At 73.2% G+C, this 13,053-nt stretch carries 14 protein-coding genes and 1 tRNA gene; 9 read left to right on the top strand and 6 right to left on the bottom strand.

All coding sequences use genetic code 11. The features are described 5' to 3' along the window. Nucleotides 1-38 precede the first annotated feature (38 nt). Genes AC27L3_RS20975 through AC27L3_RS20960 form a run of 4 tightly spaced genes read left to right on the top strand, consistent with a single transcriptional unit; the run spans nucleotide 39 to nucleotide 2,907 of the window. A complete protein-coding gene (locus AC27L3_RS20975; protein WP_487235659.1) occupies nucleotides 39-545 on the top strand; it encodes a roadblock/LC7 domain-containing protein in 507 nt (168 codons plus the stop codon). Continuing rightward, on the top strand, nucleotides 542-946 hold the full coding sequence (locus AC27L3_RS20970) for a DUF742 domain-containing protein (RefSeq protein WP_487235589.1): 405 nt from the start codon (nucleotides 542-544) through the stop codon (nucleotides 944-946). The genes AC27L3_RS20975 and AC27L3_RS20970 overlap by 4 nt, the downstream gene beginning before the upstream one ends. After that, nucleotides 927-1,637, top strand: a complete 711-nt coding sequence (locus AC27L3_RS20965) for a GTP-binding protein (RefSeq protein ID WP_487235588.1) — start codon at nucleotides 927-929, stop codon at nucleotides 1,635-1,637. Before AC27L3_RS20970 ends, AC27L3_RS20965 begins: the two co-directional genes overlap by 20 nt. 7 nt (nucleotides 1,638-1,644) lie before the next feature. Then, nucleotides 1,645-2,907 carry a styrene monooxygenase/indole monooxygenase family protein gene (locus AC27L3_RS20960; RefSeq protein WP_487235587.1) on the top strand — a complete coding sequence of 421 codons (1,263 nt, stop codon included), beginning with the start codon at nucleotides 1,645-1,647 and terminating at the stop codon, nucleotides 2,905-2,907. Between the two features lie 337 nt (nucleotides 2,908-3,244). Here the strand turns inward: AC27L3_RS20960 and AC27L3_RS20955 are convergent, their stop codons facing one another. The 4 genes from AC27L3_RS20955 to AC27L3_RS20940 all read right to left on the bottom strand — a co-directional run bounded on the left by AC27L3_RS20955 (nucleotide 3,245) and on the right by AC27L3_RS20940 (nucleotide 6,486). Then, complete coding sequence (locus AC27L3_RS20955) at nucleotides 3,245-4,288, bottom strand: C40 family peptidase (protein ID WP_487235586.1); 1,044 nt, start codon at nucleotides 4,286-4,288, stop codon at nucleotides 3,245-3,247. Nucleotides 4,289-4,396: 108 nt separating this feature from the next. After that, nucleotides 4,397-4,693, bottom strand: a complete 297-nt coding sequence (locus AC27L3_RS20950; protein ID WP_487235585.1) for a hypothetical protein — start codon at nucleotides 4,691-4,693, stop codon at nucleotides 4,397-4,399. A gap of 23 nt (nucleotides 4,694-4,716) precedes the next feature. Further along, on the bottom strand, nucleotides 4,717-5,451 hold the full coding sequence (locus tag AC27L3_RS20945) for a TetR/AcrR family transcriptional regulator (protein WP_487235584.1): 735 nt from the start codon (nucleotides 5,449-5,451) through the stop codon (nucleotides 4,717-4,719). A gap of 111 nt (nucleotides 5,452-5,562) precedes the next feature. Next, the gene (locus tag AC27L3_RS20940; protein WP_487235583.1) at nucleotides 5,563-6,486 is read right to left on the bottom strand and encodes an AurF N-oxygenase family protein; all 924 of its coding nucleotides are present in this window, start codon (nucleotides 6,484-6,486) and stop codon (nucleotides 5,563-5,565) included. A 244-nt stretch (nucleotides 6,487-6,730) separates the two neighbouring features. Between AC27L3_RS20940 and AC27L3_RS20935 the strand changes: the two genes are divergently transcribed. Further along, nucleotides 6,731-7,825 (top strand): ferritin-like domain-containing protein, encoded by a 1,095-nt coding sequence (locus AC27L3_RS20935; RefSeq protein ID WP_487235582.1) that lies wholly within the window; start codon nucleotides 6,731-6,733, stop codon nucleotides 7,823-7,825. 150 nt (nucleotides 7,826-7,975) lie between these two features. After that, entirely contained in the window at nucleotides 7,976-8,782 is an 807-nt protein-coding gene (locus tag AC27L3_RS20930; RefSeq protein ID WP_487235581.1) for a polysaccharide deacetylase family protein, read from the top strand. Here the strand turns inward: AC27L3_RS20930 and AC27L3_RS20925 are convergent. Then, complete coding sequence (locus tag AC27L3_RS20925) at nucleotides 8,733-9,998, bottom strand: hypothetical protein (RefSeq protein WP_487235580.1); 1,266 nt, start codon at nucleotides 9,996-9,998, stop codon at nucleotides 8,733-8,735. The genes AC27L3_RS20930 and AC27L3_RS20925 overlap by 50 nt on opposite strands. An 80-nt stretch (nucleotides 9,999-10,078) precedes the next feature. Continuing rightward, a tRNA-Arg gene (locus AC27L3_RS20920) sits at nucleotides 10,079-10,150 on the bottom strand. Between the two features lie 114 nt (nucleotides 10,151-10,264). Between AC27L3_RS20920 and AC27L3_RS20915 the strand changes: the two genes are divergently transcribed. Genes AC27L3_RS20915 through lysA form a run of 3 tightly spaced genes read left to right on the top strand, consistent with a single transcriptional unit; the run spans nucleotide 10,265 to nucleotide 13,003 of the window. Continuing rightward, nucleotides 10,265-10,735 carry a response regulator gene (locus AC27L3_RS20915; protein WP_487235579.1) on the top strand — a complete coding sequence of 157 codons (471 nt, stop codon included), beginning with the start codon at nucleotides 10,265-10,267 and terminating at the stop codon, nucleotides 10,733-10,735. Between the two features lie 45 nt (nucleotides 10,736-10,780). After that, entirely contained in the window at nucleotides 10,781-11,596 is an 816-nt protein-coding gene (gene nrtL, locus AC27L3_RS20910) for an ArgS-related anticodon-binding protein NrtL (protein WP_487235578.1), read from the top strand. Nucleotides 11,597-11,611: 15 nt separating this feature from the next. Further along, complete coding sequence (lysA, locus tag AC27L3_RS20905; protein WP_487235577.1) at nucleotides 11,612-13,003, top strand: diaminopimelate decarboxylase; 1,392 nt, start codon at nucleotides 11,612-11,614, stop codon at nucleotides 13,001-13,003. Nucleotides 13,004-13,053 lie beyond the last annotated feature (50 nt).

Here is a 13,053-nt window from a genome sequence, read left to right as displayed (position 1 = left end):
GCGGCACCACGGCCCGCGCCGCCGCGGGCCGCGCCGGGATCCCGGCCCTGGCCCTGAGCGACGAGGCCCGCAGCCTGCACTGGCTGCTGACCGACCTGGTCGAGGAGGTGCCCGGCGTGCGATCGGTCGCCGTGGTCTCCTCCGACGGCCTGCTGCTGCTCTCGTCGTCCCCCGACCACCGGGCCGCCGCCCCGTACGGGCAGCAGCACGACCAGGCGCCCGGCCGGCACCCCGGCCCGCCGTACGGGCCGCGCGGCTCGACCGCCGACCTGGCCACCATCGTCGCCGGCCTGGGCAGCCTGACCACCGGCGCGGCGGCCCTCATGGACGGCGGCCCGGTCAAGCAGACCATGGTCGCCATGGACGGCGGCGGGCTGTTCGTCATGACCATCAGCGACGGCTCGCTCCTCGGCGTCCACACCACGCCCGACTGCGACATGGCCGTCGTGGCCTACCACATGGCCCTCTTCGTCGGCCGGGCCGGACACGTCCTGACCCCCGAACTCCGCAGGGAGCTGCGCAAGTCGGTGGAGGCGGGCACATGACCGCCCCCGCCCTGTGCGCCCCGGCGGGCCCCGTGCCCCCGCGCAGGACGGCCCGCGTCCGCCCGTACTCGCTGACCGGCGGGCGCACCCGCTGCGGGCACGTGCTGCTGCTGGAGACCTTCGTGGCCGCGCCGGACGGCGGCGACGGCGCCACCGGCGCCGGCGGCGGGCTGGCCGCCCGGGTGCTGCCCGAGGTGCGGGCCGTGCTCGGGCTGTGCCGCCGGCTGCGCTCGGTCGCCGAGGTCGCCGCCCTGCTGAAGATGCCGCTGGGCGTCGTCCGTCTCCTCCTCGCCGACCTCGCCGAACAGGGAAGGATCCGCGTCTACGGCACCGGTCACGTCACCGGGCGGCCCGACCGCGCACTGCTCGAAAGGGTGCTGAGTGGACTTCGCAGCCTCTGACACCGGGGAGCACACCCGGGAGCACACCGGCCGGGGCACCACCGGCCCCGCCACCGGCCTCGCCGGGCGGACGCCGAGCTGGCAGACCGACCTCAGCCGCGCCCCCGCCGCCACCAAGATCGTCATCGCGGGGGGCTTCGGCGTCGGCAAGACCACCTTCGTCGGCTCGGTCTCCGAGATCACCCCCCTGCGCACCGAGGCCCTCATGACGGCCGCCGCCGAGGGCCTGGACGACGTCACCGCCGTGCCGCAGAAGGCGACGACCACCGTCGCCATGGACTTCGGCAGGATCACCCTGGAATCCGACCTCGTGCTCTACCTGTTCGGCACCCCCGGCCAGCAGCGCTTCTGGTTCATGTGGGACGACCTGGTGCGCGGGGCCATCGGCGCCGTCGTGCTGGCCGACACCCGGCGCCTGGCCGACTGCTTCCCGGCCCTCGACTACTTCGAGAGCTGCGCCCTGCCGTACGTCGTCGCCGTCAACCACTTCGACGACGCGCCCCGGCACGCCCCCGAGGAGGTGCGCGAGGCCCTCGCCCTCGCCCCGGACGTCCCCGTCCTCGCCATCGACGCGCGGCGCCGGATCTCCGTCGTCGACACGCTGGTCACCCTCGTGCGCCGGGCCCTCGCCCTGAGCCCCGGCCCGGCCGCGCCGGCCGGCGCCCGGGCCACCACAGCGGAGCGGAGCTGAGCCGGCGGTGCGACGGATCCTCATAGTGGGCGCCGGCCAGGCGGGACTCCAACTCGCCCTGGGCCTGCAGGCCAAGGGCTACGACGTCACCGTCATGGCGAACCGCAGCGCCGAGGAGATCCGCACCGGGCGGGTGATGTCCACCCAGATGATGTTCCGCACGGCCCTGCGCTACGAGCGCGAGCTGGGCCTGAACTTCTGGGAGGGCCTCGCCCCCCGGGTCGAGGGCCTCGGCGTGTCCGTGGCCGGCACGGCCCCCGGTGTGCCCGGGGTGCAGCGGCCCGTCGACTGGACGGGCCGGCTCGACGGCCCCGCCCAGTCGGTCGACCAACGCGTGAAGATGGCCGGCTGGCTCGACGCCTTCGCCGAGCGCGGCGGCCGCGTCGTCGTGCACAGCGCGACCGTCTCCGACCTCGACTTCCTCGCCCCCCGCTACGACCTGGTGATCGTCGCCGCGGGCAAGGGCGAGATCGTCTCGCTCTTCGACCGCGACCCCGCCCGCTCCCCGTACACCGCGCCGCAGCGCTGCCTGGCCCTGGTGTACGTGCACGGCCTCGGCCCGCACGAGGGGCACCCGGCCGGCGACGTGGCGCGCTGGAGCCTGGTGCCCGGCGTCGGCGAGCTGTGGGTCATCCCCGCGCTGACCACCTCCGGCCGCGCCGACATCCTCTTCTGGGAGGGCGTGCCGGGCGGGCCCGTCGACGGCTTCACCGGCGCCTGCGGGCCGCGCGAACACCTGGCGCTGACCCTGGAGCTGCTGGAGCGGTTCGTGCCGTGGGAGTACGGGCGCGCCACCGCCGTCGAGCCCACCGACGCCGGTGCGGCCCTGGCCGGACGCTACACCCCGGTCGTCCGCGACCCGGTCGGCCGCCTGCCCTCCGGCGGCCTGGTGCTGGGCGCCGGGGACGCCGTCGTCGTCAACGACCCGCTCACCGGCCAGGGCGCCAACTGCGCCGCCAAGTGCGCCACCTCCTACCTCGCCTCGATCCTGGAGCGCGGCGAGGAGCCGTTCGACGCGGACTGGATGCGCACGGCCTTCGAGCGGTACTGGTCCTCGGCCCGGCACGCCACCCGCTGGACGAACGCGATGCTCGCCCCCCAGCAGCCGCACGTGCGCGCCCTGATCGGCGCGGCGGCCGGCGTGCAGCCGGTGGCGGACCGGTTCGCCAACGGCTTCGACGACCCCTCCGACTTCGACGACTACTTCTTCGACGCGGCGAGGGCGGAGGCATACGTGGCCCGCGCAGCAGCGGACCAGAGCGCCCCGTAGGGGCGCGGGGCAGTGCCGATCCGTGCGGGTGCGTCGTGGCTTGTCGCGCAGTTCCCCGCGCCCCTTCAGGGCGCCGTGGTCGCCGCCTGGCGAGGGCGCGCCGGATGCGCCCCAGGTCTGTCCGGCGGGTCTTCGTCGCGGGGCGCCCACGTGCGCCCCGTCAGGGGCGCGGGGAACTGCGCGACAAGCCACGGCGCGCCCGCAGACGGGGTGCCGTGCTTCGCCCGGGCCCCGGGGTGGCGCGTCGGCTGCGGGCCGTCGGTGGCCGATCGCGCAGTTCCCCGCGCCCCTACGGGGCGCCGTGGCGGCCGCCTGGCGAGGGGGCGCCGGACAGGCCCTAGACGTCCGGGCGCACGGCGCCCAGCAGGGGGTTGGAGGCGAGGGGGGAGACCTTGACGACGTCGCCCGTGCGCGGCGCCTGTATCACCTGGCCGTCCCCGAGATAGAGGGCCACGTGCGTGGCGCCCTCGAAGTACAGCACCAGGTCGCCGGGGCGCAGTTGCCCGAGCGGTATCCGGCGCAGCGTCCGCCACTGCTCCTGGCTGGTGCGCGGTATCGGGTTGCCCGCGTGGGCCCAGGCCTGCGAGGTGAGGCCGGAGCAGTCGAAGGAGTCCGGGCCGGCCGCGCCCCACACGTACGGCTTGCCGACCTGCGCCAGCGCGTACTGCACGGCCAGGCCGCCGGCGCGCGAGGGGGCCTGCGGCCCGCCGAGCGCGCCGGACGCCAGCAGTCGGCGCTGGGCGTCGCCGACGTCGCGCGCCTCCAGGCTGCGCAGCTCGGCGAGCTGGTCCGGGGTGAGCGAGGCCAGCAGTCGTTCGACCTCGCCCAGCCGCTTGCGGACGGTGTCGCGCTGCTGCGCCTGCGTGGCGGCGAGGGTCTGCTGGACGTCGAGCGCCTTGCGGGCCTTGGAGGCGAGGGCGGCGGACTGCTGCTCGTCCTGGGTCAGCCGCTCGACGGCCCGGGCCCGGTGGCCGGCCGCGCGCCGGATGGCGTGGGAGCGGTCGGCGGCCTGCCGGGGGTCGCGGCTGAGCAGGAATTCCATGTACGGCGAGATGCCGCCCGTGGTGCCCCGGTACTGCTCGCGGGCGATCCGGCCCACGTCCTCGCGGCTGGAGGTGAGCGCGACGCGGGCGTCGGCGAGCTGCTCGTTGAGCTTGTCGACCTCGGCGCGCTGCCGCTTGAGCTTGTCGTCGGTGGCGTTGTACGCCTCGGATGCCTCCTCGGCCTGCCGGTACAGCGTCCGCAGCCGGTTCAGCAGGGAGCTGACCGGCTGCCCGGGAGGGTCGGCGGGCGCCGCGCCGGCCACCGGCGCCGGTCCGGCGAGCAGCGTGCTCGCCAGCAGCGCCGCCGTGCACACGATGCGCACGATGCGTCCTGACACTGGTTCACCTCCGGGCACGGGCGTGGGCGGGCGCCCCGCACGCCGCAGGAGGATCTTGCCATGTCCGGTATGACTAATAAGAGTGCAGTGTCGGGTCGGGCGGACCCTTCACTCCGGCGGACGCGTCCCGGGGGCCCTGCCCGGCCTGCCCCACGGCAGCCGCAGCCCCGGACCGGGCCGGCCCTCCGGGTCGTACGTGTACTTCCACCCCTTCGGCAGGCCCAGCCGGCGCGTCGTGGCCGCCGGCATCCGCCGGTAGACCAGCACGACCGGTGGCGTGCCCGGCTCCATGGCCGGCACCGGCACCTCGTACGTCTTCGGCGGCAGCCCGTTCAGGCCGACGAGGACGTCCAGCACCCGGCCGTCCAGGGGCCCGCCCTCGAAGAGGGTCTTCTCGCTTCTCACGCCCCCAGTCTGCCCCCTGTTCCTCATCGGTGCAGGTGACCGGCCTCCTCGATCAGCGGCGCCAGCCGCCGGGCGAGGTCGCCGACCGGCCCCTGCGCCGGTTCTGCCGCCAGCGCCGCCCGGGCCACCTCGCCCGTCTGCGCGTCCCCCGCACCGGTCGTCAGCAGCAGCGCCACGAACTGCTCCACCAGCCAGTCGCGCAGCTCGTCCCGCGGCGGCAGCTTGCCCTCGTCCAGCCACGTCAGGGATGCGGCCTCGACCGTCGCGATCCACGCGCGCACCATCAGGCGCAGCCGTACGCCCGGGTCGGGCACCGACAGGTGCTTGAGGATCTGGGCCGCCGCGGCCCGGCGCACCTCGTCGACGATGGCTCCCGTACGGCCCGTACCCGACGTCTCGGCGACACTGCCGCCCCGCAGCAGCGCGCTGAACCCCGCGTCGTGCTCGTCGACGAAGGCGAGGTAGCGGTCCAGCACCGCCCCCAGCCGCCCGGACAGCGGCCCCGCCTCCGGCTCGGCGAAGCACAGTTCCAGATCGTCGGCGGCGCTGCGCAGGGCCGCCTCGTACAACTGCTGCTTGCCGCCGGGGAAATAGCGGTAGACCAGCGGCCGGGAGACGCGCGCGGCAGCCGCGACCTCGTCGAGCGAGACGTCCTCGGGGGCCCGGTGGGCGAACAGCGCCAGGGCCGTCGCGATGAGCTGGGCCCGGCGTTCGGAGACGCTGAGCCTGCGGTAGGAGGCGGTTCCGCTGCCGGTCATGGACGGCAGGGTAACGGCCGCCCCCTGCCGGCCTGCAGGGCGCGCGGCCCCGGGTCCGGCGCCCGGGCCCGGCTCATCGCGACGGCCCTGGCCCCGGCCCCGCGCCCGGGCTCAGGCCAGGAGCCCGGAGCTGCGCCACAGGCGGCCGCCGGCCCCGCGCAGCAGGCCGATCTCGCCGAGGAAGTCCGTCAGGCGCTTCGCGCCCGCCTGCATCACCTTGCGGCGGTGCGCGCTGGCCTTGACCTGGGCGACGGCCTCGTGGCGGTTCAGGCCCACCTCCGTGTACACGCGCGGGTTGATGAAGGCCACGGAGAAGACGCGGGCCGCCTCCCCCGCGCTCACCCGCGTCAGGTGCGCCTCCCAGCGCGGGCAGTGCGCCATCTGCCGCCGGAGCTCCTCGCGCGCGTACCGCACGTGCCGGGCCTCCTCCACGACGTGGATGCGCGTGACCCCGCGCACGAGCGGCTGGACGCGCGCGTCGGGGAAGGTCAGGCGCTGCATGTGGTCGAGGATCTCCTCGCCGAGCAGCGTGCACGTGAACGAACCCGGGGTGGTGGAGACGGTCTTCAGGACGCGGGCGAGGTTGTGGTGGCGCCGGGAGACCGGGTACGTGGGCGTGCCCAGGGTGCGGATCATCCGGGCGAACATCTTGGAGTGCCGGCACTCGTCGGCTATCTCGGTGAGCGCGTACCCGACGTGGGAGCTGGTGACGGGCTTGTCGTAGATGTGCCGGACCAGCAGCTGCATCAGGATGATCTCGAACCAGATGCCGAGCGAGGCGAGCGAGGCGATCTCGTGCCGGGACAGCTCGATGCGCTGCTCCTGCGACATCCGCCGCCACAGCGGGGTGCCGTAGAGGGAGACCAGCTCCGGCGGGCAGAACCACAGGCCCGGTTCGAACGGCGCGTCCCAGTCGAGCTCGGTGTCGGGGTCGAAGGAGTGCCGGGCGGAGGACTCGAGCAGCCGCTCGGCGACGCGCTCGCGGTCCTTGAGGGGTCCGAACGCGTCGTGGTGCCGGTCGGGCGCGGTCGTCATGACGGCCTTCCCCTTCATTCGAATGCGAAGTCGTCGATCTGGTCTTCGAGTTACCGACGGTAGGTTCTTATGAGACTGCTTGTCAGCAAGCGGAGTCAAGCCCCTGGTGAACCTCTTGTGCGCCCCGTACGGGCCCCTTGCGATCGCCTTGCGAGCCACGCAGGCAGGTTCATTGACCCCGCACCGCACGCGTGTGAGCCTGCAGAGGACCCCGCAGGCGCAGTCGACTCGGGAGGCATCGGCCATGACGCACGACCTGTACACCCACCCGCCCGCCGGAGCCGTCTGGGAAGTGCCGGCCTCCGGCGCCGCCCGGTTCAGCTGGGACTACGACGAGGGACGCGAACGGCTCCTGGCCCTGTACCAGAAGGGCAAGGACAAGCAGTGGGACTCCACCAAGCGCATCGCCTGGGACACCGAGGTCGACCCCTACGACCCGCTCGGCGTGCCGGACGAGAACCTCACCGTCTTCGGTACGCCGTACTGGGACAAGATGAGCGAGCAGAACAAGCGCGATCTGCGCCGGCACTACGCCTCCTGGCAGTTCAGCCAGTTCCTGCACGGTGAGCAGGGGGCGCTGGTGTGCGCGACACGCATCGTCGAGGCCGTGCCCGACCTGGACGCGAAGTTCTACTCCGCCACCCAGGCCATGGACGAGGCACGGCACGTGGAGATCTACAGCCGCTTCCTGCACGAGAAGATCGGCATGCTCTACCCGGTCAACCCCAACCTGCAGTCGCTGCTGGAGGACACTCTGCGCGACTCCCGCTGGGACATGCCCTGCCTGGGGATGCAGGTCCTGATCGAGGGCCTGGCGCTGGCGGCGTTCGGCATGCTGCGGGACTCGACCGACAAGCCGCTGCCCAAGCAGATCCTCGCCTACGTCATGCAGGACGAGGCGCGCCACGTCGCCTTCGGCCGCATGGCCCTGCGCGACTACTACCGGCAGTTGTCGGACGCCGAGCGGCGCGAGCGCGAGGAGTTCGTCATCGAGGGCTGCTACCTCATGCGCGACCGGCTGCGCGGCGAGGAGGTACTGGCCGATTTCGGCATCCCGGCCGCCGAGGCCGCCGAACTGAGCGAGCGCTCCGAATACCTGCAGATCTTCCGCAAGTTGCTCTTCAGTCGCATCGTGCCGTGTGTGAAGGACATCGGCCTGTGGGGCGAACGACTCCAGCGTGCCTACGCGGACATGGGCGTCTTCGAGATGGGCGACGCCAACCTCGACGGACTCATGGCCCAGGACGAGGAGATCGCCGAACAGCTCGACGCCCGCCGCTTCGCCGCCGAGGAGGAGGCCCGCGCGTCGGAGGTGGCGCAAACGATCGCGGAAGCGTAACGACGGTGGGGCAACGGGGGAAAATGCGCAAGGTTTGCGCCTTACTTGTCTGAGTTCTGTGAGCGATGGCGCGTTAGGGAACGCTTTGGGGTACATCGCCGTCTTAGGCGGGCAGAACTCAGGTACGTGCACGAGGGGGTGGGGGACACCATGACCCGACTGTCCGCCCGTAGGAGGCACTTCGTGATCGCGGCGGGGGGAGTGCTGGCTCTCGCCGGAGTGATATCAGGTTCCGTCGCCGTCGCCACCGAAGGCCACGGCGGCCACCAGGGCGCCGCACGAGCCTCCCGGCTCCCGCCGCGCGCCGACAGCACACCACCCACCTCCGCCCCGCCCACCACGAGCGGGCCGGTCTCCGCCGACATCAGCCACGAGACCGAGCCGGGCGGCCGCACCGTGGCCCTCACCATCGACGACGGCCCCGACCCCAAGTGGACGCCGATGACCCTCGACCTGCTCAAACACGAGGGCGTCAAGGCCACCTTCTGCATGATCGGCCCCCAGGCCCGCGCCCACCCGGACCTCGTCAAGCGCGTCGTCGCCGAGGGCCACCGCCTGTGCGACCACTCCGTCGACCACAACACCGCGATGGACAAGCGCTCCGAGGACTACCAGAAGCAGCAGATCCTCGACGCCAAGAAGATGATCGAAGCCGCGGCCGGCGGCACCGCCGCCGTCCCCTACTACCGTGCCCCGGGCGGCGCCTTCACCCCGTACAGCCGCAAACTCGCCGCCGACAACGGCATGCGCCCCCTCGGCTGGGGCGTCGACACCCGCGACTGGCAGCGCCCCGGCGTCGACCGCATCGTCGAAACCGTCAAACGCGAACTCCCGGGCGGCCCCGTCATCCTCTTCCACGACGGCGGCGGAGACCGCAGCCAGAGCGTCGAGGCCCTCTCCCGCTGCATCACCTGGCTGAAGGCGGAAGGTTACGGCTTCGCCTTCCCGAAGGCCTGACGGGACGCGTGATCAGCCACGTTCCGCCGACGACAAGGAGGGCGAAGACGGCAAGACCCGCGCCGAGGGCGGTGATCAGCCACAACCGGTCGCGCAGCGGGATCGCACCGTTCAGCGTCACCTGCAGGGAACCCACCGCAAAGGCGATCGCGGCCGTGAACACGGCGACGAGTTCCACCGCCCGCACGGCCGACGATCGCGTCTGCTGCAACTCCGCCTCCACCCGCTCCCAGCGCAGCCGGTGCTCGGCCTCGCGCCCCTCCATCCGGCGCTGGAACTCCGCCTCCCGGCCGGCCCGCAGCCGGGCATCCAGCACGGTCGTACGCAACCCCAGGTACTGCTCCTGCAGCAGCCGGTGACTGCCACGGCTCCCGACGGCCGGCAGCAGGGCCAGCGCCCGATCGACGCTCTCCAGCGCCTCGTCGTACACACCGCACAAGTACTGGCCGTAGGCCAGCCGGAACCGGAAGAGGTGATCCGCGGCGTACTCCGCGACGGCCTCCTGCGCCCGCGAGCGCAGCAGCTCGCCCTGGCCGTCGAAGGGGGCGGCGGTGTGGATGCCGTTCAGGCACACGTCCACCACATGCCGGGTACGCCGCGCGCCCGCGCCCCACGCCTCGTCCAGCAGCCCGGTGGCGTACTCCGCCGTCAGCGCCCGGCTGCCGAACGCGGCGAACGCTCGCAGCGCCGTGAACAGCGGATCACTGCGGTGCGGACCGGCCGCCAGGGCCAGCAGGGACGACTCGAGGAACGTGTGGAGCTCGTCGAAGCAGAAGTTCGCGCGCAGTTTTCCCGCGTGGTACAGGGTGGCGAAGTGGGCGATGTCGCCGGGGGCGGTGTCCCGGGCCACGATCTCTCCCGTCGCCTCGGCGAGTTCGGCGGCCGATTCCACGGTGTCCCTGGTGATGAAGGCGTAGCCCAGGCTCCACTTCTCCAGCACCTCCGTGCGCACCCCGGCCGCCACATGGGCCCCCAGCCAGGCGGCACACGCCGCCGCGGTGCGCACACCCGGCACCCGCAGGAACCGCAGCCGCCAGTACCGGTCCGCACAGATCAGCCGGGCATCGGCCGCGAAGTCCGCCGACACCACGTCGAACGGCGGCTCCACCCCCGCCGCCACCAGCTCCTCCGCCGCCTCCTCGCACACCCGGTCCAGCTCCCGCGAGTCCCCGCCCCGCACCTCGTCCAGCCGCGCGGTCAACGACGCGGAATCCATCGCAACTCCCCCCAGTCCCTGAACGACAAAGCCCCGGACCCAGCGATGCTGGGTCCGGGGCTTCGGCACTTCCGTGGAAGTGCCCCCGGCAGGATTCGAACCTGCGCACACGGCTCCGGAGGCCGTTGCTCTATCCCCTGAGCTACGGGGGCGTGTCGTCCGCCTCGCGCTCTCGCGCCCGGCGACGGGTAGAACAGTACCAGCTCCGGGCGGGTGGGCTGCAACCGTGATCGAAAAGCGGGGGTGGTCGCCCGGGTGGGGTGGAAGTGCGCAAACGCCGGACGCGAGGAGGGGGGCGCGCCTACGCTCGGGGTGTGCCTGGCTTGTCCGGCCGGGTCCTTGTCGTCGACGACAACAAGGTCATCCGGCAGTTGATCAGGGTCAACCTCGAGCTGGAGGGGTTCGAGGTCGTGACCGCGGCCGATGGTGCCGAGTGCCTGGAGATCGTGCACCGGGTGCGTCCCGACGTGGTGACCCTGGATGTGGTGATGCCCCGGCTCGACGGGCTGCGCACGGCCGCGCTGCTGCGGGGCGACGTACGGACGCGGGACATACCGATTCTCGTCATCAGCGCCTGCACCCGGCCCGAGATGGACAGCGGGCGCTCGGCCGGGGTGGATGCGTTCCTGGCCAAGCCGTTCGAGCCCGCGGAGATGGTGCGGGTCGTGCGGCGGCTGGCGGGGTGGCACGGGGCGGTGGCGCCGGGGGATGTGGAGCCGGTCCGTCCCGCTGGGTGAAACCGGTTCGCGGAAGGGCACCCCCTCTCGCCTAGGCTTGGCCCCGTGACCCCCGCCGATCTTTCCCGCGCCGTGCTGGACAGCGTGCGTCGCGCCGTCGAGGCCGACGAGCTGGACGCGGTCGTGCCCGAGCGGGTCGCCGTGCGCGTGCCGCCGCGGCCGGGGTGCGGGGACTACGCGACCAACGTCGCCCTCCGTCTCGCCAAGGACAGCGGCCGGCCCGCCCTGCAGATCGCCGAAGTGCTGCGCCGCCGGCTCGCCGGGCACCCGGGGATCGCCCGCGTCGACGTCGCCGGGCCCGGTTTCCTCAACGTCACGCTCCACGGGGGCTCCGGGGCCGACATCGTGCGGGCCGCCTCGGCGACCGGCACCGCCGAGCCGCTGCCGCTCGCGCCGTCCGCCGCGCTCGTCGCGCGCCTGGGCGCCGACGCCGCCCGCTGGTCCCTGGTCAGCCCGCCCGGCCTGGACCGCGAGCTGCTGCTGGTGCAGCGCGAGGCCAACCCGCTCTTCCGCGTGCGGTACGCCCACTCCCGTACGTGCGCACTGACGCGGGGCGCCGGCCTGCTCGGGTTTGCCGGCGAGGCGGGGGAGACCGGTGATGCCGGTGCGCAGCCGTTGATCGGCGAGCTGGGGGAGCACCCCCGCATCACCGCCGCCCGCGACGCCGACCGGCTCGCCCGGCACCTGGAGCGGATCGCCGACGCCTTCCTGCGGTGGCAGGCCGAGTGCGACACGCTGCCCCGCGGTGAGGAGAAACCCTCGGCCGTCCACCGTGCCCGTCTGGCCCTCGCCCAGGCCACGGGGGCGGTGCTCGCCGACGGCCTGCACCAGCTCGGCATCTCCGCACCCGCACATCTCTGAGGGGACACACCACTCATGAGCCGTTCCGCACATCCCGCCGGGCCCCGTTACGCCGACGTCCTCCCCGAGGGCCACTACAGCCCGCCGCCCACCGACCTCAATGCGCTCGACGCCCGCGTGTGGTCCCGTACCGTCGCCCGGGACGCCGACGGCGTGATCACCGTGGCCGGGCTGCGGGTGACCGACCTGGCCGAGGAGTTCGGCACGCCCGCGTTCTTCCTCGACGAGGAGGACTTCCGCGCCCGCTGCCGCGCCTGGCGGGACGCCTTCGGCGACGAGGCCGACGTCTTCTACGCCGGCAAGGCCTTTCTCTCGCGCGCCATCGTGCGGTGGCTGTACGAAGAAGGGCTGAACCTCGACGTCTGCTCCGGTGGCGAGCTCCTGACCGCCCTCGAGGCCGGCATGCCCGCCGAGCGCATCGCCCTGCACGGCAACAACAAGTCCACCGAGGAGATCACCCGCGCCGTCGAGGCCGGCGTCGGGCGGATCGTCGTCGACTCCTTCCAGGAGCTGGCGCGCGTCGCGCACATCGCCGAGCGGGCGGGCAGGCGGCAGCGGGTGCAGATCCGGGTGACCGTCGGCGTGGAGGCGCACACCCACGAGTTCATCGCCACCGCCCACGAGGACCAGAAGTTCGGGCTGGCGCTGGCCGGCGGGCAGGCCGCCGAGGCCGTGCGGCGGGCGCTGAAGCTGGACGGGGTCGAGCTGGTGGGCATCCACTCCCACATCGGCTCGCAGATCTTCGACACCTCCGGCTTCGAGGTCGCCGCCCACCGCGTCGTCGGGCTGCTGAAGGAGATCCACGAGGAGCACGGCGTCCAGCTGCCCGAGATCGACCTCGGCGGTGGCCTGGGCATCGCGTACACCTCGGACGACGACCCGCGCGAGCCGCACGAGATCGCCACCGCCCTGCGGGCCATCGTCACCCGCGAGTGCGCGGCCGCGGGCCTGGCCGTGCCGCGGATCTCCGTGGAGCCGGGCCGCGCGGTGGTCGGCCCGACGGCCTTCACGCTGTACGAGGTCGGCACGGTCAAGGAGCTGCCGGGCCTGCGCACGTACGTGAGCGTCGACGGCGGCATGTCGGACAACATCCGTACGGCGCTGTACGACGCGGAGTACTCCGTCGCGCTGGCCTCCCGCACCTCCACCGCCGAACCGATGCTCACGCGTGTCGTCGGCAAGCACTGCGAGAGCGGCGACATCGTCGTCAAGGACGCCTTCCTGCCGGCCGACGTCGCGCCCGGCGACCTGCTGGCCGTGCCGGCCACGGGTGCCTACTGCCGCTCGATGGCCAGCAACTACAACCACGCACTGCGCCCGCCGGTCGTCGCCGTCCGCGACGGCGGGGCGCGGGTGATCGTCCGGCGCGAGACGGAGGAGGATCTCCTCCGTCTGGACGTCGGCTGAACCACATGGGCACGACCATGTGAACAAACGTCTCGGATACTGGACCGGAG

It is taken from the genome of Streptomyces sp. PKA51 (genome assembly GCF_057552455.1).
The sequence above is the reverse complement of the archived record's forward strand: the minus strand, read 5'-3'. Positions and strand labels throughout refer to the sequence as shown.